The organism is Streptomyces sp. NPDC026062 (genome assembly GCF_055568375.1).
Window position 1 is genome coordinate 75851 of record NZ_JBVHOQ010000016.1, and the last position, 25997, is coordinate 101847.

At 70.5% G+C, this 25997-nt stretch carries 18 protein-coding genes and 3 tRNA genes; 10 read left to right on the plus strand and 11 right to left on the minus strand.

The features are described 5' to 3' along the window. Positions 1-22 precede the first annotated feature (22 nt). From ACZ4LX_RS16860 to ACZ4LX_RS16880, 5 genes are all read left to right on the plus strand, one after another. Positions 23-985 carry a sirohydrochlorin chelatase gene (locus ACZ4LX_RS16860; protein WP_467642074.1) on the plus strand — a complete coding sequence of 321 codons (963 nt, stop codon included), beginning with the start codon at positions 23-25 and terminating at the stop codon, positions 983-985. A 36-nt stretch (positions 986-1021) separates the two neighbouring features. Continuing rightward, positions 1022-2350 (plus strand): deoxyguanosinetriphosphate triphosphohydrolase, encoded by a 1329-nt coding sequence (locus tag ACZ4LX_RS16865; RefSeq protein ID WP_467642072.1) that lies wholly within the window; start codon positions 1022-1024, stop codon positions 2348-2350. A 153-nt stretch (positions 2351-2503) separates the two neighbouring features. Beyond that, a complete protein-coding gene (locus ACZ4LX_RS16870; RefSeq protein WP_467642070.1) occupies positions 2504-3763 on the plus strand; it encodes an NAD(P)/FAD-dependent oxidoreductase in 1260 nt (419 codons plus the stop codon). A 518-nt stretch (positions 3764-4281) separates the two neighbouring features. Next, the gene (dnaG, locus tag ACZ4LX_RS16875) at positions 4282-6183 is read left to right on the plus strand and encodes a DNA primase (protein WP_467642068.1); all 1902 of its coding nucleotides are present in this window, start codon (positions 4282-4284) and stop codon (positions 6181-6183) included. Between the two features lie 174 nt (positions 6184-6357). Beyond that, positions 6358-7503 (plus strand): RNA polymerase sigma factor, encoded by a 1146-nt coding sequence (locus ACZ4LX_RS16880; RefSeq protein ID WP_467642066.1) that lies wholly within the window; start codon positions 6358-6360, stop codon positions 7501-7503. A gap of 67 nt (positions 7504-7570) precedes the next feature. Here the strand turns inward: ACZ4LX_RS16880 and ACZ4LX_RS16885 are convergent, their stop codons facing one another. The 4 genes from ACZ4LX_RS16885 to ACZ4LX_RS16900 form a co-directional block, all read right to left on the minus strand. Then, positions 7571-9502 (minus strand): ABC transporter ATP-binding protein, encoded by a 1932-nt coding sequence (locus ACZ4LX_RS16885; RefSeq protein ID WP_467642064.1) that lies wholly within the window; start codon positions 9500-9502, stop codon positions 7571-7573. After that, positions 9502-11235: an ABC transporter ATP-binding protein gene (locus ACZ4LX_RS16890; protein WP_467642062.1), complete on the minus strand. Its 1734-nt coding sequence runs from the start codon at positions 11233-11235 to the stop codon at positions 9502-9504. Before ACZ4LX_RS16890 ends, ACZ4LX_RS16885 begins: the two co-directional genes overlap by 1 nt. Before the next feature lie 167 nt (positions 11236-11402). Next, positions 11403-12851, minus strand: a complete 1449-nt coding sequence (locus ACZ4LX_RS16895; RefSeq protein ID WP_467642060.1) for an FGGY family carbohydrate kinase — start codon at positions 12849-12851, stop codon at positions 11403-11405. 66 nt (positions 12852-12917) lie between these two features. Further along, on the minus strand, positions 12918-13217 hold the full coding sequence (locus ACZ4LX_RS16900; RefSeq protein WP_467642212.1) for a YtxH domain-containing protein: 300 nt from the start codon (positions 13215-13217) through the stop codon (positions 12918-12920). Between the two features lie 182 nt (positions 13218-13399). Between ACZ4LX_RS16900 and ACZ4LX_RS16905 the strand changes: the two genes are divergently transcribed. The 3 genes from ACZ4LX_RS16905 to ACZ4LX_RS16915 all read left to right on the plus strand — a co-directional run bounded on the left by ACZ4LX_RS16905 (position 13400) and on the right by ACZ4LX_RS16915 (position 13906). Next, positions 13400-13472: transfer RNA gene (locus tag ACZ4LX_RS16905), tRNA-Asn, on the plus strand. Between the two features lie 5 nt (positions 13473-13477). Then, positions 13478-13550 (plus strand) — tRNA-Asn (locus tag ACZ4LX_RS16910). A gap of 279 nt (positions 13551-13829) precedes the next feature. Beyond that, positions 13830-13906 (plus strand) — tRNA-Ile (locus ACZ4LX_RS16915). 622 nt (positions 13907-14528) lie between these two features. Here ACZ4LX_RS16915 and ACZ4LX_RS16920 read toward each other — a convergent pair. After that, the gene (locus tag ACZ4LX_RS16920) at positions 14529-15455 is read right to left on the minus strand and encodes an aldo/keto reductase (protein WP_467642058.1); all 927 of its coding nucleotides are present in this window, start codon (positions 15453-15455) and stop codon (positions 14529-14531) included. Positions 15456-15641: 186 nt separating this feature from the next. On the opposite strand from ACZ4LX_RS16920, the gene ACZ4LX_RS16925 reads away from it, so the two are divergent. Beyond that, positions 15642-16673: a TauD/TfdA dioxygenase family protein gene (locus tag ACZ4LX_RS16925; protein ID WP_467642056.1), complete on the plus strand. Its 1032-nt coding sequence runs from the start codon at positions 15642-15644 to the stop codon at positions 16671-16673. A gap of 123 nt (positions 16674-16796) precedes the next feature. On the opposite strand, the gene ACZ4LX_RS16930 is transcribed toward ACZ4LX_RS16925, so the two are convergent. The 5 genes from ACZ4LX_RS16930 to ACZ4LX_RS16950 form a co-directional block, all read right to left on the minus strand. Continuing rightward, positions 16797-18479: a carbamoyltransferase N-terminal domain-containing protein gene (locus ACZ4LX_RS16930; protein ID WP_467642054.1), complete on the minus strand. Its 1683-nt coding sequence runs from the start codon at positions 18477-18479 to the stop codon at positions 16797-16799. Positions 18480-18602: 123 nt separating this feature from the next. After that, positions 18603-19598, minus strand: coding sequence for an NAD-dependent epimerase/dehydratase family protein (locus tag ACZ4LX_RS16935; RefSeq protein ID WP_467642052.1), 996 nt, complete (start codon positions 19596-19598; stop codon positions 18603-18605). Then, the gene (locus ACZ4LX_RS16940) at positions 19598-20677 is read right to left on the minus strand and encodes a glycosyltransferase family 4 protein (RefSeq protein ID WP_467642210.1); all 1080 of its coding nucleotides are present in this window, start codon (positions 20675-20677) and stop codon (positions 19598-19600) included. Before ACZ4LX_RS16940 ends, ACZ4LX_RS16935 begins: the two co-directional genes overlap by 1 nt. Positions 20678-21413: 736 nt before the next feature. After that, on the minus strand, positions 21414-21974 hold the full coding sequence (locus tag ACZ4LX_RS16945) for a TetR family transcriptional regulator (protein WP_467642050.1): 561 nt from the start codon (positions 21972-21974) through the stop codon (positions 21414-21416). After that, positions 21971-23464, minus strand: a complete 1494-nt coding sequence (locus tag ACZ4LX_RS16950) for an MFS transporter (protein WP_467642048.1) — start codon at positions 23462-23464, stop codon at positions 21971-21973. Before ACZ4LX_RS16950 ends, ACZ4LX_RS16945 begins: the two co-directional genes overlap by 4 nt. 461 nt (positions 23465-23925) lie before the next feature. Between ACZ4LX_RS16950 and ACZ4LX_RS16955 the strand changes: the two genes are divergently transcribed. Then, positions 23926-24753: a glycoside hydrolase domain-containing protein gene (locus ACZ4LX_RS16955; RefSeq protein WP_467642046.1), complete on the plus strand. Its 828-nt coding sequence runs from the start codon at positions 23926-23928 to the stop codon at positions 24751-24753. Between the two features lie 40 nt (positions 24754-24793). On the opposite strand, the gene ACZ4LX_RS16960 is transcribed toward ACZ4LX_RS16955, so the two are convergent. Further along, on the minus strand, positions 24794-25756 hold the full coding sequence (locus ACZ4LX_RS16960; RefSeq protein WP_467642044.1) for a carbohydrate kinase family protein: 963 nt from the start codon (positions 25754-25756) through the stop codon (positions 24794-24796). Positions 25757-25997: the final 241 nt, after the last annotated feature.

The following is a 25997-nucleotide window of genomic DNA, read 5'->3' on the forward strand; positions in this document are numbered from 1 at the left end:
CTGCGCCCGGCACCATCGGTCCATGACGGAGCCGGCACCGGAACGTCCCAAGGAGCCCCTGCCCCTCGACAGCACGGCGCAACTGCTGACCCGTATCACCGCACAGCTCGGCACCCAGCTCAGCCTCGTCTCCCTGAACGGAACCCGACGGCCCATGGACCGCACCCCGCAGCAGCACCCGTACAGCCAGGTGAGCCCACTGCTGCCCGCCGTCCCCGCCTCCGCCCCTGCTGCCCCAGCCCTCGTCGCTGTCGCGCACGGCAGCCGGGACCCGCTGGCACCGCACACGGTGGCGAAGCTCCTGGACCGGGTACGGGAACTGCGGCCGGGGCTCGACGTCCGGATCGGTCACATCGAGCTCAACGCACCTCTCCTGCCACAGACCCTCGACGCCCTGGGGAGCGGCGAGGCGGTTCTCGTACCGCTGCTGCTGGGCCGCGGCTACCACGTGAAGCACGACATCCCGGAAGCCGTCGCCGGAGCCCCCGCCCTGCGCACCCGCACCGCAGGTCCCCTCGGGCCGCACCCGCTGCTGGTCGAGGCGCTCCACGGTCGGCTCACCGAGGCCGGCTGGCTCCCCTCGGACGACGGGAACCGCGGCAGTGCCGTGGTCCTGGCCGCAGCCGGTTCGAGAGACCCCGAATCGGCCGCCGATACCCGCCGCACCGCGCATCTGCTCAGCGAACGGCTCGGCGGGGTCCCCGTCGTGCCCGCGTACGCCTCCGCCGCGACGCCCACCGTGCCCGCAGCCCTGCGCGCGCTGGCCGCCCGGGGCCGCCGGCGCATCGCCGTCGCCTCGTACTTCACCGCCCCCGGACGCTTCGCCTCGGCCGCCGCGGCGGCGGCGCCCTGGATCGCCGCCGCCCCGCTCGGCGCCCACCCGGCGATGGCACGCCTCCTGCTGCACCGCTACGAACAGGCACGATCAGGCGGCGCGCCGACGCACGAAACGCCACTGCACACACGTTTCCTGGCCACCGCCTGAGCCCACCTGTCAGCGCGGCCGATTACTGTCGTTCCCATGAACGGCACGGACGGCACGGACGGCACGTACGGCACACAGGACCCCGGCACGGTTCCCTACGACGCCGCCGACGCCGAACGCTGGGACACCGAACCGGACAAACGGCCCGGCCGCACCGCCTTCCAGCGCGACCGCGCCCGGGTACTGCACTCCGCGGCCCTGCGCAGGCTCGCCGGGAAGACCCAGGTCGTCACCCCCGGCACCCGCAGCCACCTCTGGGACGCAAGCCCCCGCACCCGGCTCACCCACTCGCTGGAGTGCGCCCAGGTCGGCCGCGAGCTCGGCGCCGCCCTCGGCTGCGACCCCGACCTCGTCGAGACGGCCTGCCTCTCCCACGACATGGGCCACCCGCCCTTCGGGCACAACGGCGAACAGGCGCTCAACGACTTCGCCTCCGACTGCGGCGGCTTCGAGGGGAACGCCCAGTCGCTGCGGCTGCTGACCAGGCTCGAACCCAAGCGCTTCGTGCCCGACACCCGCACCGGCGAACTGGTCAGCGTCGGTCTCAACCTCACCCGGGCCGCGCTCGACGCCGCCACCAAGTACCCCTGGCCGAGGGGAGCCCATCCCACCGACCCCGGATCCCCGAAATTCGGGGTGTACGAGGACGACCTGCCGGTCTTCCACTGGTTCCGCGAGGGCGCCCCCGGGGACCGCAAGTGCTTCGAGGCCCAGGTGATGGACTGGTCCGACGACGTGGCGTACTCCGTCCACGACTTCGAGGACGGACTGCACGCCGGGCACATCGACCCCAACTGCCTCGAAGCCGAGCCGGAGCGGCGCGACATCTGGGCCGTCGCCATCGGACGGTACGTCCCCGCGGACACCGACCCCCAGGAGCTGTCCGACGCCCTGGACCGCCTCATCGGCCAGGACTGGTGGCCGCACGGCTACGACGGATCGGCCGTCGCCCAGGCCCGGCTCAAGGACGCCACGAGTCAGCTGATCGGGCGGTTCTGCCTTGCCGCCGAGAGCAGCACCCGGCAGACGTACGGCACCGGACGCCTCACCCGGTACGGAGCCGAACTCGTCGTCCCCCGCGAGGCACGCAACGAGTGCGCGGTCCTCAAGGCGGTCGCCGACCGGTACGTCATGCAGCGCGCCGAGCAGGAGGCGATCCGCGCCGACCAGCGGATCGTCATCGCGGAACTGGCGGCGGCGCTCACCGCCCGCGCCCCCGAGGGGCTGGAACCACAGTTGCGGGCGCTGTACGAGGCGGCACCCGACGACCGCGCCCGCAAGCGCGTCCTGGTCGACCAGATCGCCGCACTGACCGACGCCTCGGCCCGCTCCCTGCACCACTGGCTCACCGCTCCGCACGGCTGAGCGCACCCTCGCTCCCGGCGTGCGGACCCCGGCCCGCACACCGGCCCACGACCACTGGGCGTGACCTGATCGGGTCACACCCCCTTTCGCCATCACGCTGCGTGCGGGACGCTCGCAGTTGGCGCCGCGCAGCAAGTACCGAGGAGGCATCAAGTGGTCGACGCACATCGGACGTTCGTCATTGTCGGCGGAGGACTGGCCGGAGCGAAGGCAGCGGAAACGCTCCGGTCGGAGGGTTTCAGCGGCCGGGTCATCCTGATCGGCGATGAGCGGGACCATCCGTACGAACGCCCACCGCTCTCCAAGGGCTACCTGGCCGGGAAGGAGGCCCGCGACAGTGTCTTCGTCCACGAGACGGCCTGGTACGCGGGCGCCGACGTCGAGCTCCACCTCGGCCAGCCCGTCACCGCGCTGAACCGCGACGCCCGCTCCGTGGAGCTCGGCGACGGCACCGTCATCCACTACGACAAGCTGCTCCTGGCCACCGGCGCCGAACCGCGCCGCCTGGACATCCCCGGCACGGACCTGGCGGGCGTCCACCATCTGCGCCGCCTCGCCCACGCCGACCGGCTGCGCAACGTGCTGGCCGCGCTCGGCCGCGACAACGGCCATCTGGTGATCGCGGGCGCCGGCTGGATCGGTCTGGAGGTCGCGGCGGCGGCCCGCGGATACGGGGCCGAGGTCACCGTCGTCGAACCGGAGGCGACCCCGCTGCTCAAGGTCATCGGCCCCGAGCTCGGCCAGATCTTCACCGACCTGCACAGCGACCACGGTGTCCGCTTCCACTTCGGCGGCCGCCTCACCGAGATCATCGGCCAGGACGGCATGGTCCTCGCGGTCCGTACCGACGACGGCGAGGAACACCCCGCCCACGACGTCCTCGCCGCGATCGGCGCCGCCCCGCGCGCAGCGCTCGCCGAGGCCGCGGGACTCGACATCGCCCCGCGCGCCCAGGGCGGCGGCATCGCCGTGGACGCCGCGCTGCGCACGAGCGACCCGCACATCTTCGCGGCCGGAGACGTGGCCAACGTGGCCCATCCGCTGCTCTCCACCCGGCTGCGGGTGGAGCACTGGGCCAACGCGCTGAACAGCGGCCCGGCGGCGGCCCGCGCCATGCTCGGCCAGGACGTCGCCTACGACTGGGTGCCGTACTTCTTCTCCGACCAGTACGACCTCGGCCTCGAATACTCCGGCTGGGCACCGCCCGGCAGCTACGACCAGGTCGTGATCCGCGGTGACGCGGGCAAGCGCGAGTTCATCGCGTTCTGGCTGAAGGACCGCAAGGTGCTCGCCGGGATGAACGTGAATGTGTGGGACGTCACGGAGACCATCCAGGAGCTGATCAAGGCCGGACAGCCGGTCGACCCGGACGCGCTGGCCGACCCGTCGGCGCCCCTGGACTCACTGATCTGAGAGCGGCGGGATCCTGCCCGTTGCCCCGGCCCGGGCTCGGGGGTTCCGTCCTCAATCGCCGGACGGGCTTGGTGTGCGCGGGTCGCTCCGTGGGTGCGGGTCCCCTGCGGGGTGCGCGTCTGTCCCGGTGGGTGGGGGTCCGGTCGTGCGTCTGCGAATAGTCGCGGGGCCGGTGTGTCCTTTGTCTGCGGGGTCGTCCCACCGGGGTGCAGACGGGCGACGGGGCTGGGTGGGGGCGTGCAGGGGAGTCCCCGCAGGGAATGGCGTACGACCCGGGTTCCTTCGCGTTCCCGGGTGAACACGCCATTTCTGAGGAGACGCCCCGGAGGGACCCCACCCCCACCCACCGGACAGAACGCACCCCGCGGAGCACCCGCACCGAGCCCGTCCGGCGATTGAGGACAAAGACCCCAGCCCCGGACCGGGGCAACAGACGGGGCCCCCGAGGCCAAGAACACCGCTGCCGCCCGCCCAAGGGCCCGGCCCCGCCTGTCCCACCTCACCCGTAGACTTCACTCGTGGCAGGCAGGATCAATGACGACGATGTGAAGGCGGTCCGGGACGCGGTCCCGATCGACGCCGTCGTTTCCGAGTACCTCCAGCTGCGGAACGCGGGCGGTGGCAACCTCAAGGGTCTGTGCCCCTTCCACGACGAGAAGTCCCCCTCCTTCCAGGTCAGTCCGAGCAAGGGTCTTTTCCACTGCTTCGGCTGCCAGGAGGGCGGCGACACGATCGCCTTCGTGCAGAAGATCGACCACCTGACGTTCGCGGAGGTCGTCGAGCGGCTGGCCGCGAAGGCCGGCATCACCCTGCGGTACGAGGAGGGCGGGTACAACCCCTCCCACCAGCGCGGTGAGCGGATCCGGCTGGTCGAGGCGCACAAGGTGGCCGCCCAGTTCTACGTCGAGCAGCTGGACGGCCCCGAGGCCGAGATCGGCCGCAAGTTCCTCGCCGAGCGCGGCTTCGACCAGGCGGCGGCGGCCCACTTCGGCGTGGGTTACAGCCCGGCGGGCTGGGACCACCTCACCCGTTATCTGCGCGGCAAGGGCTTCAGCGACAAGGAGCTGATCACCTCCGGCCTCTCCCAGGACGGCAGGCGCGGCCCCATCGACCGCTTCCGCGGCCGGCTGATGTGGCCGATCAGCGACACCGCGGGCGACATCGTCGGCTTCGGCGCCCGCAAGCTGCGCGACGACGACAACGGGCCGAAGTACCTGAACACCCCCGAGACCCCGATCTACAAGAAGTCCCAGGTGCTGTACGGCATCGATCTGGCCAAGAAGGACATCGCGAAGTCCAGCCGGGCCGTCGTCGTCGAGGGCTACACGGACGTGATGGCCTGCCATCTCGCCGGGGTTACCACAGCCATCGCCACCTGCGGTACGGCGTTCGGCGGCGACCACATCAAGATCCTGCGCCGCCTCCTGATGGACAACGGCAGCGCCCGGGTGATCTTCACCTTCGACGGGGACGCGGCCGGTCAGAAGGCCGCCCTGCGGGCCTTCGAGGACGATCAGAAGTTCGCCGCCGAGACCTATATCGCGATCGCCCCGGACAATATGGACCCGTGTGATCTGCGCCTCGTCAAGGGTGACGAGGCCGTCCGCGACCTGGTCGAACCCCGCACCCCGCTCTTCGAGTTCGCGCTCCGCCAGATCGTCGCCCGCTACGACCTGGAGACCCCGGCCGGCCGCGCCGCGGCACTCGACGAGGCCGCCCAGGTCGTCGCGAAGATCAAGACGGGCAGCGTGCAGCGCGAGGTCGCCGTCCAGTTGGCCGGCTTCGTCGGCATCCTGGACCAGGAGTACGTCGTGCACCGGGTCAACCAGCTCGCCCAGTGGGCCCGCGGCAGGGGCGACCGGGGTCCCGCACCGGCGTCGCGCGGCGGCGCCCGGCGCCAGGAGATCCAGGCGCCCGCCGCCCCTTCGGGCCCCGCGCTCAACCTCCGCAGCCCGGCCCACCGCACCGAGCGCGAGCTGCTCAAGCTCGCCCTGCAGAAGCCTGCCCTGGTCTCCCCGGCCTTCGACGCCTACGGGGTCGACGAGTTCACCGCCCCGCCGTACGCGGCGGTCCGCCAGTGCATCGCGGAGGCGGGCGGCGCGGAGCTCGGCGTCCCCGAGACCCGCGAGTATCTCGTCCAGGTGCTCGACGCGACACCCAATGACACGGTGCGCAAGCTCGTCACCGAGCTCGCGGTCGAGGTCTTCCACGGCAAGTCCATCGACGAGGCGTACGCGGGCGAGCACCTGGTCAAGGTCCGCCTGCGTGCCGTCGACCGCCGGATCGACGACGTCCAGGGCAGCCTCACCCGGCTCGGCAGCAATGTCGCCCCGGACCACCTGGCCGCCGCACAGAACGAGGTCTGGGTCCTTCAGCAGTACGCGCAGTCCCTGCGCAACAACGGCGCCGACGCGCTCTGACGGCGCCGCGCCGCCCGGGTAACCGCTCAGAAAGTCCCCGCACGCCCCTCGTGGCAGCTGTGTGTCGTACCCCACACTGGATGGCGGTGCCTGAGTCATCGGAGCGCGACCGGCCCACCGAACGGTGGTCCTCCATCCCCGCGGTCCGGCAGCGATCACCTGGAGGTCGCCCCCGTGCAGACCCGGACCGTGACCGAAACCGAGCGTGTCCCGGCCGTCCCCGCGCAAACCCGGGCCGTACGTCATCCCGAGGCCGCTGTGGACCCGCCGACACTCCCGCCCGCCGCGCAGAACCCGCCCGCCGCGCCGCCGGACCCGCCCGATGCGCCGCCGGACCCGCCCGGACCGCCCGAGGCCGTCATGGAGGAGCCGGAGCCGCCCGGACCGCGCAGCCGCCCGGACACCGGCGGTCCGTCGTCCGACCTGTTCCGGCAGTACCTGCGCGAGATCGGCCGCATCCCGCTGCTCACCGCCGCCGACGAGGTGGAGCTCGCCCGTGGCGTCGAAGCCGGCCTGTTCGCCGAGGAGCGCCTGGCCCGCACCCCGGATCCGGACACCCGCCTCGCCGTCGACCTGGACCGCCTCGTCGTCATCGGCCGGATGGCCAAGCGGCGCCTCATCGAGGCCAACCTCCGCCTCGTCGTCTCGGTGGCCAAGCGCTACGTCGGCCGCGGACTGACCATGCTCGACCTGGTCCAGGAGGGAAACCTCGGACTGATCCGGGCGGTGGAGAAGTTCGACTACGCCCGAGGCTACAAGTTCTCCACCTACGCGACCTGGTGGATCCGGCAGGCCATGTCCCGCGCCCTCGCCGACCAGGCACGGACCATCCGGGTCCCGGTCCACGTCGTCGAACTGATCAACCGGGTCGTCCGGGTCCAGCGCCGGATGCTCCAGGAGCGCGGCTACGAGCCGACGCCCGAGGAGGTCGCCGCCCAGCTCGACCTGACACCGGAACGAGTCGGCGAGGTGCTGCGCCTCGCCCAGGAACCCATCTCGCTGCACGCCCCGGTCGGCGAGGAGGACGATGTCTCGCTCGGCGACCTGATCGAGGACGGGGACGCCGCCTCGCCCGTGGAGTCCGCCGCCTTCCTGCTGCTGCGCGAACACCTGGAAGCGGTGCTCTCGACCCTCGGCGAGCGTGAGCGCAAGGTGGTGCAGCTGCGTTACGGGCTGGCCGACGGGCGGCCGCGCACACTGGAGGAGATAGGGCGGATCTTCGGCGTGACCCGCGAACGCATCCGGCAGATCGAGTCCAAGACCCTCAACAAACTGCGGGACCACGCCTTCGCCGACCAGCTCCGCGGCTACCTGGACTGACGCGCCCGCCGGCCGGCTCCGAGGCTGCCCGGACCGACGCGCGGTCCCGGCAACCTCGAAACACGCTTCAGTCGACCTCGGCGACCGCCTGCGCGAACTGGGCCGCGTACAGCCGGGCGTACGCCCCCTCGGCCGCCAGCAGCTCGTCGTGCGTGCCCTGCTCGACGATCGATCCGTTCTCCATCACCAGGATGACGTCGGCGTCCCGGATGGTGGAGAGCCGGTGCGCGATCACGAAGCTCGTACGGCCGTGTGCGAGACCGGCCATCGCCTTCTGGATCAGCACCTCGGTACGGGTGTCCACCGAGCTGGTCGCCTCGTCGAGCACGAGTATCACCGGGTCGGACAGGAACGCCCGCGCGATGGTGATCAGCTGCTTCTCGCCGGTGCTGACCCCGGAGCCCTCGTCGTCGATCACCGTGTCGTAGCCGTCGGGCAGGGTGCGGATGAAGCGGTCGGCGTGGGCCGCCCGCGCCGCCTCCTCGATCTGCTCACGGGTGACGTCGCCCGAGGCGCCGTAGGCGATGTTCTCCGCGATGGTCCCGCCGAACAGCCAGGTGTCCTGGAGGACCATGCCGATCCCCGAGCGCAGGTCGTCGCGCGACATCTTCGCGATGTCGACCCCGTCGAGCGCGATCCGGCCCCCGGTCACCTCGTAGAACCGCATCAGCAGATTGACCAGCGTCGTCTTGCCCGCGCCGGTCGGGCCGACGATCGCGACCGTGTGGCCCGGCTCGACGTTCAGCGACAGGTTCTCGATGAGCGGCTTCTCCGGGTCGTAGCGGAACGACACGTTCTCCAGGGACACGCTGCCGCGCAGCTCCCCGGGGAACTCCGCCTCGTCCTTCGCCGGGTCGGCGCCCTGCTCATCGGCGTCCAGCAGTTCGAAGATCCGCTCGGCCGAGGCCACCCCGGACTGCACCAGGTTCGCCATCGAGGCGACCTGGGTCAGTGGCATGGAGAACTGCCGCGAGTACTGGATGAAGGCCTGTACACCACCGATCGACAGCGCACCCGAGGCGACCCGCAGCCCGCCGACGACAGCGATCAGCACATAGTTCAGGTTCGACACGAACATCATCAGCGGCTGCATGATCCCGCTGTTGAACTGCGCCTTGAACCCGGCCTCGTACAGCGCGTCGTTCTGCTCGGCGAAGTCCCGCGCCGACTCGTTCTGCCGCCCGAAGACCTTCACCAGGGTGTGCCCGGTGTACATCTCCTCGATGTGGGCGTTGAGCTTGCCCGTCACCTTCCACTGCTGGACGAACTCCGGCTGGGAGCGCTTGCCGACCTTGGTCGCCACGATCACCGACAGCGGGACCGTCAGCAGCGCGACCAGCGCCAGCAGCGGCGAGATCCAGAACATCATCACGAGCACGCCGACGATCGTCAGCAGGGAGTTGATGAGCTGGCCCATGGTCTGCTGCATCGTCTGCGAGATGTTGTCGATGTCGTTCGTCGCCCGGCTCAGCACCTCGCCGCGCTTCTGCTGGTCGAAGTACGACAGCGGCAGCCGCGACAGCTTCGTCTGGATGTCCTCGCGCATCCGGAAGACGACCCGGTTGATCACCCGGATCGACAGCCGCGTCGACACCAGCATCAGCAGCCCGGCGCCGACGTACACGGCCAGCGCCACGAGCAGCACCCGGCCGATCGCGTCGAAGTCCATGCCCTGCCCCGGGGTGAAGTCCACCTTGGAGAGCATGTCGGCCAGCGAGCTGTTGCTTCCGCGCAGGCGGTCGACGGCCTGCTCCTTCGTCGTCCCCGCCTCCATCCCCCGGCCGACGACACCGGCGAACACCAGGTCGGTCGCCTTGCCGAGGATCTTCGGGCCGACCACCGAGAGCGCCACGCTCAGCGCGACGGCCACCAGCATCACGTACAGGGTGGCCTTCTCCGCCGCGAAGCGCTTCAGCAGCCGCTTCGACGAGCCCTTGAAGTCCATGGACCGCTCGGTCGGGGCCCTGCCCGCCATCATGCGTCCGCCAGGCCCGGCCATTACGCGGCCTCCGCTTCCGTCAGCTGGGAGAGAACGATCTCCCGGTATGTCTCATTGCCTTCCATCAGCTCGTGATGGCTGCCGGAACCGACGACGCGGCCCTCGTCCAGCACCAGGATCCGGTCGGCGTCGCGGATGGTGGACACCCGCTGCGCGACGATCACCACGGTCGCGCCGGACGTCTCCCGCAGCAGCGCCGTGCGCAGCGCCGCGTCCGTGGCGTAGTCCAGGGCCGAGAAGGAGTCGTCGAAGAGATAGATCTCCGGCCGCTGCACCAGCGTCCGGGCGATCGAAAGGCGCTGCCGCTGCCCGCCGGAGACATTGGTCCCGCCCTGCGCGATCGGTGCGTCGAGCCCCTGTTCCAGCCCCTCGACGAACTCCTTGGCCTGCGCGGTCTCCAGCGCGTGCCACAGCTCCTCGTCCGTCGCGTCCGGGTTCCCGTACCGCAGGTTCGTCGCGACCGTCCCGGAGAAGAGATACGGCTTCTGCGGGACCAGGCTCACGGTCTTCGCCAGCAGCACCGGATCCAGCGTCCGTACGTCCGTCCCGTCGACCAGCACCTGGCCGTCCGTCACATCGAACAGCCGGGGTACGAGACCGAGCAGGGTCGACTTCCCGCTGCCCGTCGACCCGATGATCGCGGTCGTCTCACCGGCCCGCGCCACCAGGTCCACCGAGCGCAGCACAGGCTCCTCGGCGCCGGGGTAGCGGAAGTCCGCACCGCGTACCTCCAGATGCCCCCGGGCGGTGAGCTCCCGCACCGGGTCCACCGGCGGCACCACACTGGACTCGGTCTCCAGGACCTCCTGGACGCGCTCGGCGCAGACCTCCGCACGCGGCACCATCATGAACATGAAGGTGGCCATCATCACCGACATGACGATCTGCATCAGATAGGAGAGGAACGCCGTCAGCGCGCCGATCTCCATCCCGCCGCTCTCGATCCGGTGCGCGCCGAACCAGACGACGGCGATCGACGACACGTTCACGATCGTCATCACGATCGGGAACATCAGCGCCATCAGCCGGCCCGTGGACAGTGCCACGTCCGTCAGCTCGGTGTTGGCGCCCCGGAAGCGCTTCTCCTCGTAGCCGTCGCGTACGAAGGCGCGGATGACGCGGTTGCCGGTGATCTGCTCGCGCAGCACCCGGTTCACCGTGTCGAGCCGTTCCTGCATCGTCCGGAACAGCGGGCGCATCTTCCGCACGATGAAGCTCACCGCGATACCGAGGACCGGGACCACCGCGAGCAGCACCGCGGACAGCGGGACGTCCTGGCCGAGTGCCATGATGATGCCGCCGACGCACATGATCGGCGCCGACACCATCAGCGTGAACGTCATCAGGGCCAGCATCTGGACCTGCTGCACGTCATTGGTCGTACGGGTGATCAGCGAGGGTGCGCCGAACCGGCCGACCTCACGCGAGGAGAACGACTGCACCCGGTCGAAGACCGAGGCCCGGACGTCGCGGCCGAGCGCGGAAGCGGTGCGGGCGCCGATGTACACGGCCCCGATGTTGCAGACCACCTGGGCGATGCTGACGACGATCATCACGCCGCCGTACTGGACGATGTAGCCGGTGTCCCCCTGGACGACACCGTTGTCAATGATGTCCGCGTTCAGGGTGGGCAGATAGAGAGTGGCGCACGTCTGCAGCAGCTGGAAGACGACCAGCAGCGCGATCGGTTTCTTGTAGGGACCGAGATAGGCCCGCAGGAGTTTTATGAGCACGCGTGTCTCTCGGAGTCGGCGAGGTCGGGAGTCGACCTATTTTCGGACACCGCTCACCGGGACCGCTAACGTTTTTCTTCAAGTCCAGGTCAAAAAACAGACCGGGTCCACATTTGCCCGGGGCCTGACCTCCGAAGGGCCCGGCCCCGTCACCGACGGCTATCGCCTCAGCGCGCGGCGGAGTCGAACGCCCCCGGGTGGATCTGGTCCCGCGTCGCCACGTACTGCTGGCGCACGGCCTGGCCGACCGGCAGCTCGTCGCCGGGCTCCAGCACCTGCGCCGAGGCGCCCTGCCACGGCGGGGGAGTGCGGGCGTCCAGCGATCCCTGGGAGACCCCCAGCGCCCAGGCCGCCTGCCGGGCCGCACCGAGCGCCGCGTACTGCGCCGGCTGCGGTACGACCACCTGGGTGCCCAGCAGCGCGGGCGCGAGCCCCTGCACGGCGGGCAGCTCGGCGGCGGCGCCCAGCAGGAACACCCGCCGCACCTCCACCCCGCGGCCGCGCAGTACGTCCAGCGCGTCGGCCAGCGAGCAGAGCATCCCCTCGAACGCGGCCCGCGCCAGGTGCTCCGGCTTCATCGACTCGCGCCGCAGCCCGCTCAGCGTCCCGGCGCTGTGCGGCAGATGCGGGGTGCGCTCGCCCTCCAGATACGGCAGCAGCACCAGCCCCGAGGAACCGGGCGTCGACTTCAGCGCCAGCGCGGACAGCTCCTCCAGCCCGTCCACCCCCAGCATCTCGGCGGTGCCGCGCAGCGCGCGTACCGCGTTCGACGTGTGGACCACCGGCAGGTGCATCCCGGTGGCGTCGGCGAAGGAGGTGATCATCCCCGTGGGGTCGGCCAGCGCCTCGTGGTGCACCGCCATCACCGAACCCGAGGCCCCCAGCGAAACCACCGCGTCGCCGACCGCGACCCCCAGCCCGAACGCCGCCGCCATCGTCTCGCCCGTACCCGCGGAGATCAGCAGCCCCTCGGGCGTCGTGCCGGCCGCGTCGGACGGGCCGAGCACCTCCGGCAGCGCGGCCTGGTGCCCCAGCGCGAGCTCCACCAGATCCGGCCGGTACGACTCGCTGCCCGCCGACCAGTAACCCGTCCCGGAGGCGGCCCCCCGGTCGGTGGTCCGCCGGGCGGGCCGGCCCAGCAGCTGCCACACCAGCCAGTCGTGCGGCTGGAGCACGGCGGCGACCCGCTCCGCCATGTCCGGCTCGGTCCGCGCCAGCCAGCGCAGCTTCGACACGGGCTGTGCGGCCTGCGGCACCGACCCCACCGCCTCCGCCCATGTCTGCCGTCCGCCGAGCCCGTCGATCAGATCGGCGGCGGCGACCTGCGCCCGCCGGTCGTTGCCGAGCAGCGCGGGGCGCACGAGATTGCCCTGGCGGTCCAGCGGCACGAGCCCGTGCTGCTGCGCCGACACACCGATGGCCTGCACCCCTTCGAGGAGCCCGCCGCCGGCGGCCTCCCCGAGGGAGAGCAGCCACGCCTGAGGGTCGACCTCGGTGGCCTTCGCGTCGACAGGATGTGCGGCGTATCCCTGGCGCAGTACGGCACCCGTGTCCGTATCGCAGACCACGATGTGCGTGAAGGCGGAAGAACTGTCCAAGCCGGCGACTATGCCCATACACAGATTCTGCCGCACCCCCGGAGGTTTCCCGACCGGCGGTGCGGCAGACGTGGAGACGGGGACTCAGGTGTTGGTCGTCCCCCAGTCGTCCTCGCCGTTCGCCCCGCGCCCGCGCAGCGAGCGCATCCGGTCCGCCACCGACGCCGGCACCTTCTCGCCGACCTTCTCCTCGACCGCGTGGTACGCCTTCCCGGCGAACTGGCGACCGCTCTGGGCCGCCGTCTCGCAGGTGTTGCGCACGGCCGGGTTCTGGGCGAACTGGCGTGCGGACTTCTTCAGCTGCTCGTAACGCTCGCGCCCGGCACGCGTGCCGAGCACGTAACCGAGGGCCACTCCGGCGATGAACGTGAGCCGGTACCGCATGGCTGCCACCCTTCCTTCGCTCCGTGCGACGTGTGCTGCTCGCCTACCCGCGGGCGCCCGAGATCACCCCGGGCGATACCGATTGGCAAAGCACCCCCCTGCTTGCGCTAATGTATGTGTCGCAGCGAACGCGCGCCGCCCGGCAGTAGCCAGGGAGGTGCGTTCGAGGCAAAACGCAGCAATCCCCTGTAGCTCAATTGGCAGAGCAGCCGGCTGTTAACCGGCAGGTTACTGGTTCGAGTCCAGTCGGGGGAGCGCGATCCCCTGTAGCTCAATTGGCAGAGCATTCGGCTGTTAACCGGAGGGTTACTGGTTCGAGTCCAGTCGGGGGAGCGGAACGGAAGAGGACCCTGCGGGGTCCTTTTTCGTATGTCCGGATCCGTCCCGTTCCGTGCGCTTCGCCCCTCCTGTGGGGCGGCGGTCGGGGCCCCGTACCCGTGGTGCGGGTGAGGCTCGCGGGACTCTTTCGCGTCAACTTCGCGCCAACCGGAACCGGGCAGCGAGCAGCGCGGTCTTCATGGTCACGAGTAGCCGGGCACCCGCAGCGAGAGATCGTATGACCGGCTATGCTGCGGCAGACGGCGCGTACACATGTACGCGCCACGCCGAAACGGGGCGGTAGCTCAGCCGGTTAGAGCAGCGGACTCATAATCCGTCGGCCGTGGGTTCGAGTCCCACCCGCCCCACCAGTCTTACCCTGCGGAAACGTTCTGACCTGCGGAAACTTGGTCTTTGCGTCCTCCGGCATCTCGAATCGGCGCAGCGGATGTGCGGCGTTCTGATTGTTCGTGAGCTTTCGTGGGGCTGTGACCTGGTGTTTCGGTCATTCCCCCGTGGGGTGCGTGGTGTGCGCCCCACGGATGATCCGCTTGCATGGTGAGACGCCCGCACTTGGGGATGTCCGATCCTGGGCGGCGCGACCATGGTGTGCTTCCACGTCGCCCGGACGTCGCGTGGCGCTGAGCACTTTTCGCGCGTTCGTCCTTCCCGCGCGTTCGTCCTTCCGGATCTCGACGTCGGAGAGCCCCTTGGGGCTGAGGCGGGTGAGAGTGCGGGAGTCGCCCTCATTCCCCGCATGGCGTTGCCGACCCCCGGACCGGACCTGAGTATCCATACGTTGCGCGTGCCGGTTTTCCGGAGCTTCCATGCCCTCCACCGCTCGGGGGCCGGCAGGCAGCCCGGCATCCGGCACGTCCTCGGCCGCCTCACCGCAGCCCTCGACGGCTGAAGGCACCCTGGGCACCCACCGGCTCAGCGGCCCCAGGGTGCTGTGGAACCCTGGGGCGCCCACCGGCTCAGCAGCCCAGGGTTCTACAGCAGCTCCAGGATCTCCCTCAGTTCCTGGGCGGAGGGAATCCACTCCGCGGTGGCCGCGTTGGCGCTCACTTGTGCCGGCGTCGTGGCTCCCGCGATCACCGAACCGCAGCCCGGGAGCGCGGCGAGGCCGCCGACCGCGATCTCCAAGAGGCTGCGACCGTGGCTCATGCCCCAGGCGGTCAGCGCCTCTACGACGTCGAGTCGCTCCTCGGTCACCTGGTACGCGCTCTCCGCGATGCGGGTCCCTTCCGGGAGGGCCCTGCCACGCCGCACCTTGCCCGTCAGCAAGCCGTTCGCCAGCGGGAAGTACGGAAGCACTCCGAGTCCGAAACGACGTGCGGCCGGGACGACTTCGATCTCGATATCGCGGTCGAGCAGCGACCAGTGGTTCTGTGCCGATATGAAAGGCTCGAATCCTCCCGAACGGGCGGCTTCCGCGGCTTCAGTGATCTGGCGGGCCGTGAAATTGGAGTTTCCGATATGCCGGATCTTGCCTTCCCGGACCAGTTCGGTCAGAGCGGCGAGTGTCTCCTCGATGGGCGTGTGCGGGTCCGGTGTATGAATCTGGTAGAGGTCGATGTAGTCCGTACGGAGGCGCCGGAGGGATGACTCGACAGCGTGCCGAATGTAAGTGCGGCCACCCTTGGCGCCGACTGCGGGTCCGTACCCCATCTCCATTTTCTGATGCCCGAACTTCGTCGCCAGGACAACGCGCTCCCGTTGCCCCTGAAGGCATTCACCGAGCACGGACTCGGAGTTTCCGTAGACATCAGCCGTGTCGAACAGGGTGATCCCGGCGTCCAATGCGGCGCGCACCATCGGACGTGCCCGGTCCAGCCCGACGGACCGCCCGATTTCGTTGCATCCCAAGCCGACCGCGGAGACCTGTAATCCCGAAGTGCCCATCGAGAGATAGCGCATAATTTTTGAGTGTACAGATGCCTGACGCCCGTTCAAGAGGGGCGTTTTCGACAAGTAGCCCTCAAGTAATGCCCCTGCATGGGATGCTTTTTGCTGTTATGGGAATCATGCCCGGCATGAGCGCATGGGAAGCTGTCCGGAATTCGTTTGCTCCGCAGGGATGAATCGCAACCGGCGGCGGGAAGCATGAGTGTAATCCGAGGAGGGTGCACCGTGACCGAAGAGGCTTCCAGAATTGATGTACGTCGCGTCGCGGGAAGAATCGGTGCGGACATTCGGGGGGTGGATCTGAAGGCTGAGGCCGAGCTCGATGCGGGCGCCATGGAGGAGATCCGGGCGGCCCTGCTGCGCCACAAGGTGATCTTCTTTCGTGGTCAGGACCTTGACCACGCCGAGCATGTGGCTTTCGCGCGTCGCTTCGGCGAGGTGACCCGCCTCCCCGGCCCGCAGCACGGCACACACCCGGAAGGATTCCCGGAGATCCTTGTCGTCGACCCGGACGCGAAAGGGGACCGGCAGGGCCTCAGGTTCGAGGAGCGGCTCGCCCGCAAGTCGGAACGCCAGGACTCCGGTTGGCACGTGGACATCGCGGCAGTCGTGAATCCGCCGGCTATTTCCGTGCTCAGATGTGAAGTGGCGACGGAGTGGGGTGGCGACACCCAGTGGACCGACCTCGTCGCCGCCTACGAGGGCCTTTCCCAGCCCCTGCGGCAACTGGCCGACCACCTGAGGGCCGAGCATGCTCTGCACGCGGGGGTGCGGTTGCTGTTCTCCGACGACGAAGATCTTCAGATCATTCGGAAACGGGTCGAGGACACGCTGCTGACCGTGCACCCGGTGGTCCGGGTGCACCCGGAGACGAAGCAGAAGGCGCTGTTCCTGCCGCCGGCGTCCGTCTCCCACCTCGTCGGCCTGCTCCCCTGGGAGAGCGACAGTGTCCTCGGCCTGCTCTTCACCCACATCAGCCGCCCCGAATACACCGTGCGGCATCGCTGGCAGCCCGGCGATGTCGTCGCCTGGGACAACCGGGCGGTGGCCCACCTCCAGCCCGCCGATCTCCACTACACCGACTACCGGCGCAGGATGTACCGGGTCCTGGTCCTGGGCGACCGCCCGGCCGGCCCGGACGGCTTCGTGTCCGAATCCGTGCGAGGCGAACCGCTCAAAGCCTTCGCCGGAGCCGGAGGGAACGAGAGCACGGGCCCGACTCCGGCATAGGCGTGGCGGCCGGTCCGGCGCTCGGCCCCGTGCTCGGACCTCGCGTGAACGCGTGTGTGCCCGAGCGCGGGTGACCGGGACGGCTGCGCTCGCTCAGCCCGCTCCGGTCGGTGACCGGGACGGCTACGCCTGCTCAGCCCGCTCCGGTCGGGTGAAGAGGCGGCCCTCCGACCAGATGTACCGGGCGCGGCCCCATGCGGCGGCCGACGCGACGTCCGGGAAGAAGCCGCGCCCGTTGTGGTTGGCGCTGGTGTTGCACAGAACGGGGATGCCGGTCAGTTCCTCGTAAGCGGTCAGGATGCGCGCGATGGCGCTGTCCGACGTGGGACTGACCGTCTGCAGTCGCGCGGTGCCGTCGAGGTGAATGATCGCCGGGACGCGCTTCACCCACTGAGGCCGCACACGGTGCTCGAAGAGCATGAACGGGTCCTCGCAGCCCGGGTCGAACACCTCGCCCGCCCGGTGCGCGAGACAGACCGGCGCGACGGGGCGGTACGCCTCCCGCTCCTTCATCGCGTTGAGCAGGCCCTTGGTGCCGGCGTCGGTGGCGGGAGCGATGATGCTGCGGTTCCCCAGTGCCCTCGGGCCGAGCTCGGCCCGGCCCGAGACGACAACGACGGGGGACCCGTCGGTGTGCAGCAGTTCGGCCAGCCGGCGTTCGTCGCAGTCCTGCACTCGCCACCCCTCCGGCAGTGCCTTGCCCAGGGCGACACGCGGACCGCTGTGGACGTCCCAGTCGAGGGAACGGTGTTCCGTGCTGCTCACCATCTCGCAGCAGGCGGTGCCGATGGCGGCACCGGAGTCATTGGGGAACGGCGGGATCCAGATCTCCTCGAAGAGCCCGGTGGCCCGGACAGCCGAGTTCCATTTGATGTTGAGTGCGCAGCCGCCGGCCATGACCAGGCGCGGAGACCGGTCCTGGTACCTGTCACGCACCACGGCCGTGAGGGCGGAGACGAGCGCGCGACCGAGATACTCCTGGAAGGTCGCGATGAGATCGGCGTCGGACAGACCCGGGAAGAACCGCGCGCGCCGGCCGGCCAGCTCGCGGCCCAGAGCGGCGCTGCTCTCCCTGGCCGCCTCGTTCATGCCGCCGAGGAGCGCGTCCATGGCCGGAAGCGCGTCCGGCTCGATCCGGCCCAGTGCCGCGTAGGCCATCGCCTTTCCCGGGACGGAGCGGTAGCGCCAGTCGGCGTCGGGGCCGGACTCCTCGGGGTCGGCCCGAAACGGCCCGAGACCGGCGGCGAACAGAGCGAACAGCCTTCCACGGAACGGCAGCAGCTCGGACACCGGCCTGACGGCTCCCTGCCTCGGCGCGACCTCGTACAGCCTGGCCGTGGTGCCACCGTCCCACACGAGCGCGAGGGCGTCGTGGTCCTGCGCGGCGAAGGGGCTGGAACAGTAGGCGCCGAGCACATGGTTCGTCACGTGGTGGTAGCTGACGTATCCCGGAGACCTGACGCTGAAGTCGTGCGCGGTGAACGCGTAACGGTGCACGGGGTCGTCCGACAGCGAGCCGTCCACGTAGGGCGCCACGGGCAGGACGGTCGCCACTCCGTCCTTGAGCGTGGACACGGCCCAGGGATTCGCGACCGACGTCCTCCATCCGTCCACGACGAAGCGGTCGATGTCCTCGGGGTCCAGGCCCTCGGAACCGAGGATGTCCGACACCCGACGGAGATCTCCCAGCGGGCTGTAGCGCGGGCTGTTGCCGATCTTCTCCGACTCGACGCTGAAGAGCAGACGGTTTCCGTCGATCACCGCGATGCCGCCGTCGTGTGACACCTTGATTCCGCAGATCAACAAGGCATTGCCCCTTCTTCGGCGATATGGACGTCATCGTGCCGCCGCATCGGCGGCGGTTCGTTCGTGTTCACCCCGTCGTCCTCCCGAGCCGAGAACGCTCCCGCCAGGGATCGCGGGCCGGCTTCAGACACTCGGCTTCCCGGCGTCGGTGCCCAGCGCACCCTCCCGACTCGCGTCCCCCGGCCCCACCGCCCCCGGCCTCGCGAGTGCGGCCATCGCCGCCAGTCCGTCCTCCAGCCGGGTACGGGGCCGGAACCCGAACCCGCGCGCGGCGACGGTGATGTCGGCGCCGGTGTGCCGGGCGTCGCCGGGCAGGGCGGGGCGCCGGTCGAGAGCGACCGGTCCGGCGACCCGCTCGACGGTGGTGATCGCCTGTCGCATGGACACCGGCCGGCCGCCGCCGAGGTTGGCTATCCCGGTGAAGCCGGAACAGGCGGCGTTCCGCATGGCCACGACGACATCCTGTACGTAGGTGAAGTCGCGGGTCTGCCCACCGTCACCGTAGAGGGGGAAGGGGGGACCACCGGATGCGGCGGCGATCAGACGGGCGAAGGCCATGTCGGGGCGCTGGCGCGGACCGTAGACGGTGAACAGCCGCAAGGACGCCGTGGGCACGCCGTACGTCGTGCGGTACAGCTCACACAGATGCTCGGCGGCGAGTTTGGTGACGCCGTACGGTGACACCGGTCGCGGGAGGGCGGTCTCCGGGGTCGGGCAGCGGTGGGCGTCACCGTAGACCGACGAACTGGACGCGTGGACGAACTTGCGGAGCGGACGGTCACGAACGGCCTCCAGCAGACGCTGCGTGGCCTGCACGTTGCGGCGGACGTAGAGCTCGAATTCCCGTCCCCAGGAGGGGCGTACGCCGGGTTGCCCGGCCAGGTGGTAGACGACGTCCACGTCGCGAAGCAGCGGGTCGAGCCGAGGGTCCAGCACATCGACGGGGTGGAAGGAGAAGGCCGGGGAGCGGCGCGCCTCGGACAGATTGCGCCACTTGAGCATCGGGTCGTAGTAGTCGGTGAGCGCGTCGACACCGACGACGGTGTCTCCGGCGGCGAGCAGATGGGCGCACAGGTGGGAGCCGATGAAGCCGGCCGCACCGGTCACGGCCGCCCGCATCAACGGCTTCCGCGAACGGGTCCGCGGTCCGGGCCGGGCAGGACGCGGTCCACGCGGGCACGCCAGGTGTACGTGGTGCGCGCCTGCCGTTCCGCCTCCTGGCCCAAGGACACGCGCCGCCCGGGGTCGTCGGCCAGACGTCTGACGGCTGCCGCCCAGGCCGCGACGTCGTCGGGCGGGCAGAGCACGCAGTTGACGCCGTCCGTCAGGACCTCCCTGAGCACCGGAAGGTCGGAGGCGATGATCGCCTTCTCGTGCGACATGTACTCGAAGAGCTTCATCGGTGAGACCCAGCGGCCGATGTCGCCGCTGCCGCCGGCGGTGGAGACGCGCCGCTGGTACGGGGCGAGAACGATGTCGAACGCGCGGTAGTAGGGCTGCAGCCGGGCGGGCGGCAGATGACCGTGGAAGTACACATGGGGCGGGAGGGACAGGCTCCGCCAGTGGGCCAGGTCCTCGTCCGTTCCGCCGACCAGGTGGAAGTCGGCATCGGGCAGGGCGGCGGCCACCGCGAGAATGACGTCGATGCCCCGGCCCGGGTAGAGGTGTCCGACATACCCCACCTTCAGGGCGTTCACCCGGCCCGGCAGCGTCGCCCTGGGCCCGCTGTCCGACGGTGGATCCGCGCAGTCGGATGCGGTCACCACCTCGGGCCCGCCGGGCCTTCGCAGACGGGGGACGGTACGGCGGTAGTCCTCGGCGAGCGCCCGGGTGACGGTGACCACGCGGCGCAGGCCCGGTAGCCGGAACAGCAGCCGTTCCACGAGGCGCTGGTCCCTGCCGGGCCGGAGGAGGTGGGTTTCGTAGACGAGCGGTGCCAGGCCCGCCGAGGCGACCAGTGCGTACAGGTCCCGGCCGTAGACCAGATCGACGGCCCCGGATCGGTGCACAGCCCGGCGGACCCGCCAGGCCCGGAGCCAACGGCCTGCCACCGGGAGCCGGGGGTAGGCGAAGGTGCGCACCGGGAAGCGGTTGCGGGTGCCGTAGTACGCGTGGATGTCCTCGATGGACGTGTCTCCCGTTCCGGCGTAGAGGGTGATGTCGTGCCCGGCATCCGCGAAGGCGTCGCACATGCGCATCACGTGAACTCCGTTGGCGTAAACCGAGGGAATTTCGCACTGGTGCAGATAGGCGATCCGCATGAGGCCTCACTTCGGCGGTTCGTGGACGGAACGGGTGCCTTCGAGCGGGTGCGGTCCGGTCGTCGTGGCGGTGGTGCCGTTGCGGGCGGGCCGTCGGTGCGGAAGGCGCGCCCGGTGGCAGACGGGCGGGGGCCGGCCGCTTCGGGCAAGGGGAGCCGGGGGAGATACGCGGGACAGCACCGGGAGACGCGCAGGACAACAGGGGTGGCCCGCCAGGCGGCGGCTTCGGCGCGATGAGCCGGCCCTGAGTCCGGCGTCAGGTGCATGGCTACCCGCGCAGCTCTTCCCGCACCGTCCGCTCTGCCGTGTCCGGTGGCATCCGGACAGCGTGGAACGGCGCGGAGCGGTGCGTTATCGCCGTTGTGAGGCGGCACCGCTCCGTGCATACGCAGGCAATGGGGCCGTTGTGTCCCGGGATCGCCGGCGGCCGAGAGACGGATGCTGCCCGTGTGGCGCCCGGGCTTGCCGGAATGCGCACGGTCCGGCCACGCCACCGCGGTCGAGATCGTCTCAATCGAACCTGTGGGTGCGCCAGATCGCGCCGGCCCCGCGCACCCGAGTGCGTTCTGCGTGCGACGGAAGGCCGCGTGGAGGTGTGCGGCCTCGCGACCGTGGCGGTGCGGGCGCCCCCGTGACCGTGCCGATACCGGTGCGGGCATCGCGCCGTGCGGTGCTACTCCTCGTTCAGCAGGGTGTCCCGGAGCAGCTCGATCAGGTCGGCGGGGTCGGCGGCGGCGAGTTCGTCGAAGGCTCCGGAGTGCCGGCCCAGCAGGACCCCGGTCATCGCGGCCGCCACCAGTTCGGCGCGCAGTTTCGGCCGGTCCGCGTTCTCCCGCACGAAGCGTCCGTGGAGGGGCTCGACGAGCCGGGTGTGCAGAGCGGCGCGGGTGGCCTGCTGTGCCGCCGGGTCGCTCAGCGGCTGCACGGCGACCTGGAGCACCGGGACGGGGCCCCGCCGGTCGGAGCGGTCGATGACCTCGCGCAGCCGTTCGTCCTCGAAGAGGTCGGCAAACGCCACCTCGCCCGCCTCCGCCTGGAGCGCGGCGATGTAGAGCAGGGTCTTGCTGCCGAAGTAGCGGGCGATCAGTGTCGGGTCCACGCCCGCCCGCCGGCCGATGTCCCGGATGGTGGTGCGGTCGAACCCCCGCTCCCCGAACAGTTCGCTCGCCGCTGTCAGCAGAAGCTCGCGGGTGCGGACGGCGTCGCGCCGGCGGGCGGGAGTTGCGCTGCTCACCGCTGCACCCCGGTCCCCGGACCGAGGTCCGCGCCGGTCGCGTCCGCGCCGGCCACCGCCGGACGCCCGTTCCGTACCCGCGCCGAGGCGCCACTTCTGCTCGTACGGACCAGTGCGTAGGCCACCAGTGCCGTGACGGCCCAGACCGCACAGCCCGTCAACGCGCCCGTGCGGTAGCCGCTCTCGGGGGGAAGACCCTGTCCGGAGGTGGTGGCGGCCTGGAGGATCACGGCGCTCAGAGCGCTGCCTGCCGAGTAGCCGATGTATTTCACGACCTGATTGAAACTCATGGCGCTCCCCGTTTCGTGCGCGGGGACACTCGCCACAACGAGCCCGGGTGTGACGGCGAAGTTCACCCCCACGCCGAGCCCGGCCAGTGCCATCGTCACGCATATCTCCCACAGGCCGTCATGGGCGAACGCGAACATCAGAAGGGCGGCCAGGGACAGCAGGCAGCTCACCGGCAGCATGCGGACGGGCGGCTGGGTGCGGACCAGGATCCGTACGACCCGGCCGGCCGCCAGGCTTCCCGCCGAGAACGGTATGAGGATCAGCCCGGTGACGACCACGGAGGCACCCAGCCCGTATCCGGCGCTCGACGGCGTCTGCACATACCGGGTCACGAGCGAGATGAGCAGGTACATGCCTATGCCGCCCATCATGGTGGTCAGGTGCGCGGCGAAAACCGTACGGTCCCGGACCAGCCGCAGATCCACCAGCGGGTGCTCGGTACGCAGTCCGTGCAGCACCCAGCCGAGCAGCAGCAGTACGGAGGCGCCGCCGAGCACCAGAAGCCGGAGCGACCCCCAGCCCCAGTGCTCCCCCTGCGTGAGGGCGAACAGCAGCCCGCTCATGCCGGACGCCAGAAGCAGCGCCCCCGGGATGTCCATCGGGCGGGCCGGGCGCGGCGGGGTCTTCGGGAGTACGAAGACGGCGGCGACGAGTGCCAGGGAGGTCGCGATCACGGCGAACCAGAAGCCCGCGTACATGCCGAGGGTCTCGGCGAGCATGCCGGTGACCGGGTAGCCGATGCCGACGCCGGCCGCGGTGGTGAGCGACAGCGTCGACAGCGCCGACCGGGCGCGCTGCGGCGGGACCGAGTCGCGTGCGGTGGCGATCGCCAGCGGCACCAGGCCCATGCCCACACCCTGGAGCGCCCGGCCGGTGATGAGCCAGACGAACCCCAGGGGAAGCGCCGCCAGCAGACTCCCCGCGAGCACCACGCCGAGGCCGGTCAGGATCACCCTCTTGCGGTGGGGGCCGTCGCCCAGGCGTCCCATCGTCGGGGTTGCCACGGCTCCGACCAGCATGGTGACGGTCAGGGACCACTGCGCGTCGGCGACCGACACGTGATCGACGGCCGCGATCGTCGGGACCAGCGGGGCCCCGAGGCTGCTGATGATCGCGACCAGCATGCAGAGAGAGACCAGCACCGGGACAAGCGCCCGCTGTCGCCAGGGTGGGGGAGCGGGGGAGCCTGTCGGATGCACGGGGTCGGTCTCCTGTCGCCGGAATGCTTGTCATCATGTGATGTCTTCGCATGATGACATAGCTGTTCCGTTGGTGGGAATCCTGTCGCTGGTCGCTGGTCGCTGGTCGCTGGTCGCAGGCCGTGTGTCGTGGGTCGCGGGCGGCGGGTCTTGGGTCCTGGGCCGCGTGAGTGTCAGGAACCGACAGGGCCGACCTGTGACCGGTACACCCGCCCGAGCCTCGTGAGCGCGGGCCACCTCGCCGGTGAACGAACGAAGGGAGACGGATCTGGCGGGTGTTCGGTGAATCCGGACTTATATTTCAGTTCCACACCACGGTTCGATTGATCCGCGGCGCCTGTGTGCCTGTGCGCTGCGACACGATCGAGGATCGCGACGGGGCCCTGTCACAGGTCCCTGTCGGCCGCCGTCGGTGGTTGCGTCGTATGCGGCCGTGGGGGCCGCACTGAATGGGGTGGGGAATGTCCAGACATCGGCTGTCCAGAAAGAGCCGTTACGTTGCATGGGCGGCAGCGGGGGCTGTCGTCGTCGCGGGCGGGGGGATCGCGGCACAGACGTCCATGGCGGCCACCGCCTGGCCGGCGCAGAAGACCTACACCGGCCGGGCGTTCGACGCCTGCACCGCGCCGTCGCTCAGCGCGATGAAGGCCTGGCACACGGGGTACTACGGAGCGGCAGCCGTCTACATCGGCGGAAAGAACCGCGGCTGTGCCCAGCCCAACCTGACCAAGTCCTGGGTGAAGTCGGTCAGCGCCACCGGATGGAAGCTCATCCCGCTCTACGTCGGCGCGCAGCCGCCCTGCCAGAAGAGCGCGAACCGCGAGAGGTTCACCTCCGCCACGGCCTCCTCCCTCGGCGCGAGCAACGCCAAGGACGCGATCGCCAAGGCATCCGCACTCGGGATGAAGGCCGGCAGCCCCATTTACCTGGACATGGAGCCGTACAGCATCACCGACAAGGCGTGCAACGACGCCGTCCTGACGTATGTGCGCTCCTTCACCCGGACTCTGCGCAACGCCACCTACCGCGCCGGCTTCTACGGCTTCAGCAGTTCCAGCGCCAAGGCCATCGCCACCGCCACGAACAAGACGGACCTGCCGGGCAACCTCTGGTACGCGCTGTGGGACAAGAAGAACACGACGACCACGGACTGGCCGTGGAAGCCGACCCAGTTCACCAACCACAGCCGGGGCCACCAGTACATGGTCAACAGCAAGGAGACCCGCGGCGGTTACACCATCACCGTCGACCGTGACGCATGGGACGCCCCGGTCGCGATCATCGGCTGAGGGCCCGGCCGATCAGGCTCCCGGTGGGGGCCCGGCCGGATCAGGGCTCCCGGCTCGTGGGACGGGCCGGGGCCCGCGTGCCGCGGGGGCGACGGGTCAGGAGTTCGTACGCGAAGGGCGGCTCGGCCCCTGCCCGTGCGCAGGTGGCCGCGGCCGCGCGGGCGGCGAAGCGGAGCACCTGGTGCCAGCCGTCCCCGGACAGCCCGGCGAGGGCGTCGGCGGACAGCAGGCCGCGTTCGGACAGGGAGTGCAGAATCGCCGCGTTGACGGTGTCGCCGGCGCCGATGGTGTCGACGACCCGGACCGGCTCGCCGGGTACCGAGTACGTACTGCCGCCGCGCGTGCGGACCGTCAGGCCCGCCTCGCCCCGGGTGACCACGACAGCGGCCGGGCCTGCTGCCAGCCAGCCGTCGATGTCGTGGCCGAGCCATTGCGCGTCCTCCTCGCTGAGCTTGAGGATGGACACGGCCGGCAGCAAGCGGCGGAACCGGGCCCGGTAGGCGTCCGGGTCGTCGATGAGGCCGGCGCGGATGTTGGGGTCCAGTGCGATGAAGCGCCCGCGCCGCCCCTCCCGGTGCATCAGCGCCTCGTAGGCGCTCGCCCCCGGTTCGAGTACCAGGGAGCAGGTGCCGAACGACACCGCCCGGGTCTTGGCGGGCAGCGCGTCCGGCAGGGTGAAGAGACGGTCGGCGGTGCCCCGGCAGTAGAAGGAGTACGCCGCCGAGCCGCCCGCGTCGATGGCGGCGACGGCCAGCGTCGTCGGCTCCGGACCCCGCTGCACCAGGCCGAGGGACACCCTCTCCTCACGCAGACGGTCGGTCAGCGACGTGCCGAAGGCGTCCGTCGAGATCCGTGAGCAGAAGGTGACCGGGGAGCCGAGGCGGGCCAGCGCGATGGCCGTGTTGTAGGGCCCGCCGCCGCGGGCGGGCAACAGCGGGGCCGAGGCGTTTCCGGCGGCCTCGGGCACCAGGTCGATCAGTGCCTCACCGGCGACGACGATCACGGCGGGGTCCTTTCGGAAGGAGGGGGCACGGGTTGCGGAGGGGGACGGTGTCCCGGCGGGTCCTCGGGTGCTCGAATCCACGGAGGGCGCCGAGAGGGGGAAGGCGCCGAGGACGGAGGGCCAAGGGTTCCGAGAGAGGAGAAGGCGACGAGAGCGGGACGGCCACCGAGGGCGGCAGGGCCGAGGGCCACCGTGGGCGGCAGGGCCGAGGGCCGAGGGGCCGGCGGCCGTCAGCGCCCGA

Bases quoted from the DNA above. Each gene is read 5' to 3' on its own strand.
- ACZ4LX_RS16860 (WP_467642074.1), top strand. From the start codon at position 23: ATGACGGAGCCGGCACCGGAACGTCCCAAGGAGCCCCTGCCCCTCGAC.
- ACZ4LX_RS16865 (WP_467642072.1), top strand. From the start codon at position 1,022: ATGAACGGCACGGACGGCACGGACGGCACGTACGGCACACAGGACCCC.
- ACZ4LX_RS16885 (WP_467642064.1), bottom strand. From the start codon at position 9,502: ATGGCCGGGCCTGGCGGACGCATGATGGCGGGCAGGGCCCCGACCGAG.
- ACZ4LX_RS16895 (WP_467642060.1), bottom strand. From the start codon at position 12,851: ATGGGCATAGTCGCCGGCTTGGACAGTTCTTCCGCCTTCACGCACATC.
- ACZ4LX_RS16900 (WP_467642212.1), bottom strand. From the start codon at position 13,217: ATGCGGTACCGGCTCACGTTCATCGCCGGAGTGGCCCTCGGTTACGTG.
- ACZ4LX_RS16920 (WP_467642058.1), bottom strand. From the start codon at position 15,455: ATGCGCTATCTCTCGATGGGCACTTCGGGATTACAGGTCTCCGCGGTC.
- ACZ4LX_RS16925 (WP_467642056.1), top strand. From the start codon at position 15,642: ATGAGTGTAATCCGAGGAGGGTGCACCGTGACCGAAGAGGCTTCCAGA.
- ACZ4LX_RS16935 (WP_467642052.1), bottom strand. From the start codon at position 19,598: ATGCGGGCGGCCGTGACCGGTGCGGCCGGCTTCATCGGCTCCCACCTG.
- ACZ4LX_RS16940 (WP_467642210.1), bottom strand. From the start codon at position 20,677: ATGCGCATGTGCGACGCCTTCGCGGATGCCGGGCACGACATCACCCTC.
- ACZ4LX_RS16955 (WP_467642046.1), top strand. From the start codon at position 23,926: ATGTCCAGACATCGGCTGTCCAGAAAGAGCCGTTACGTTGCATGGGCG.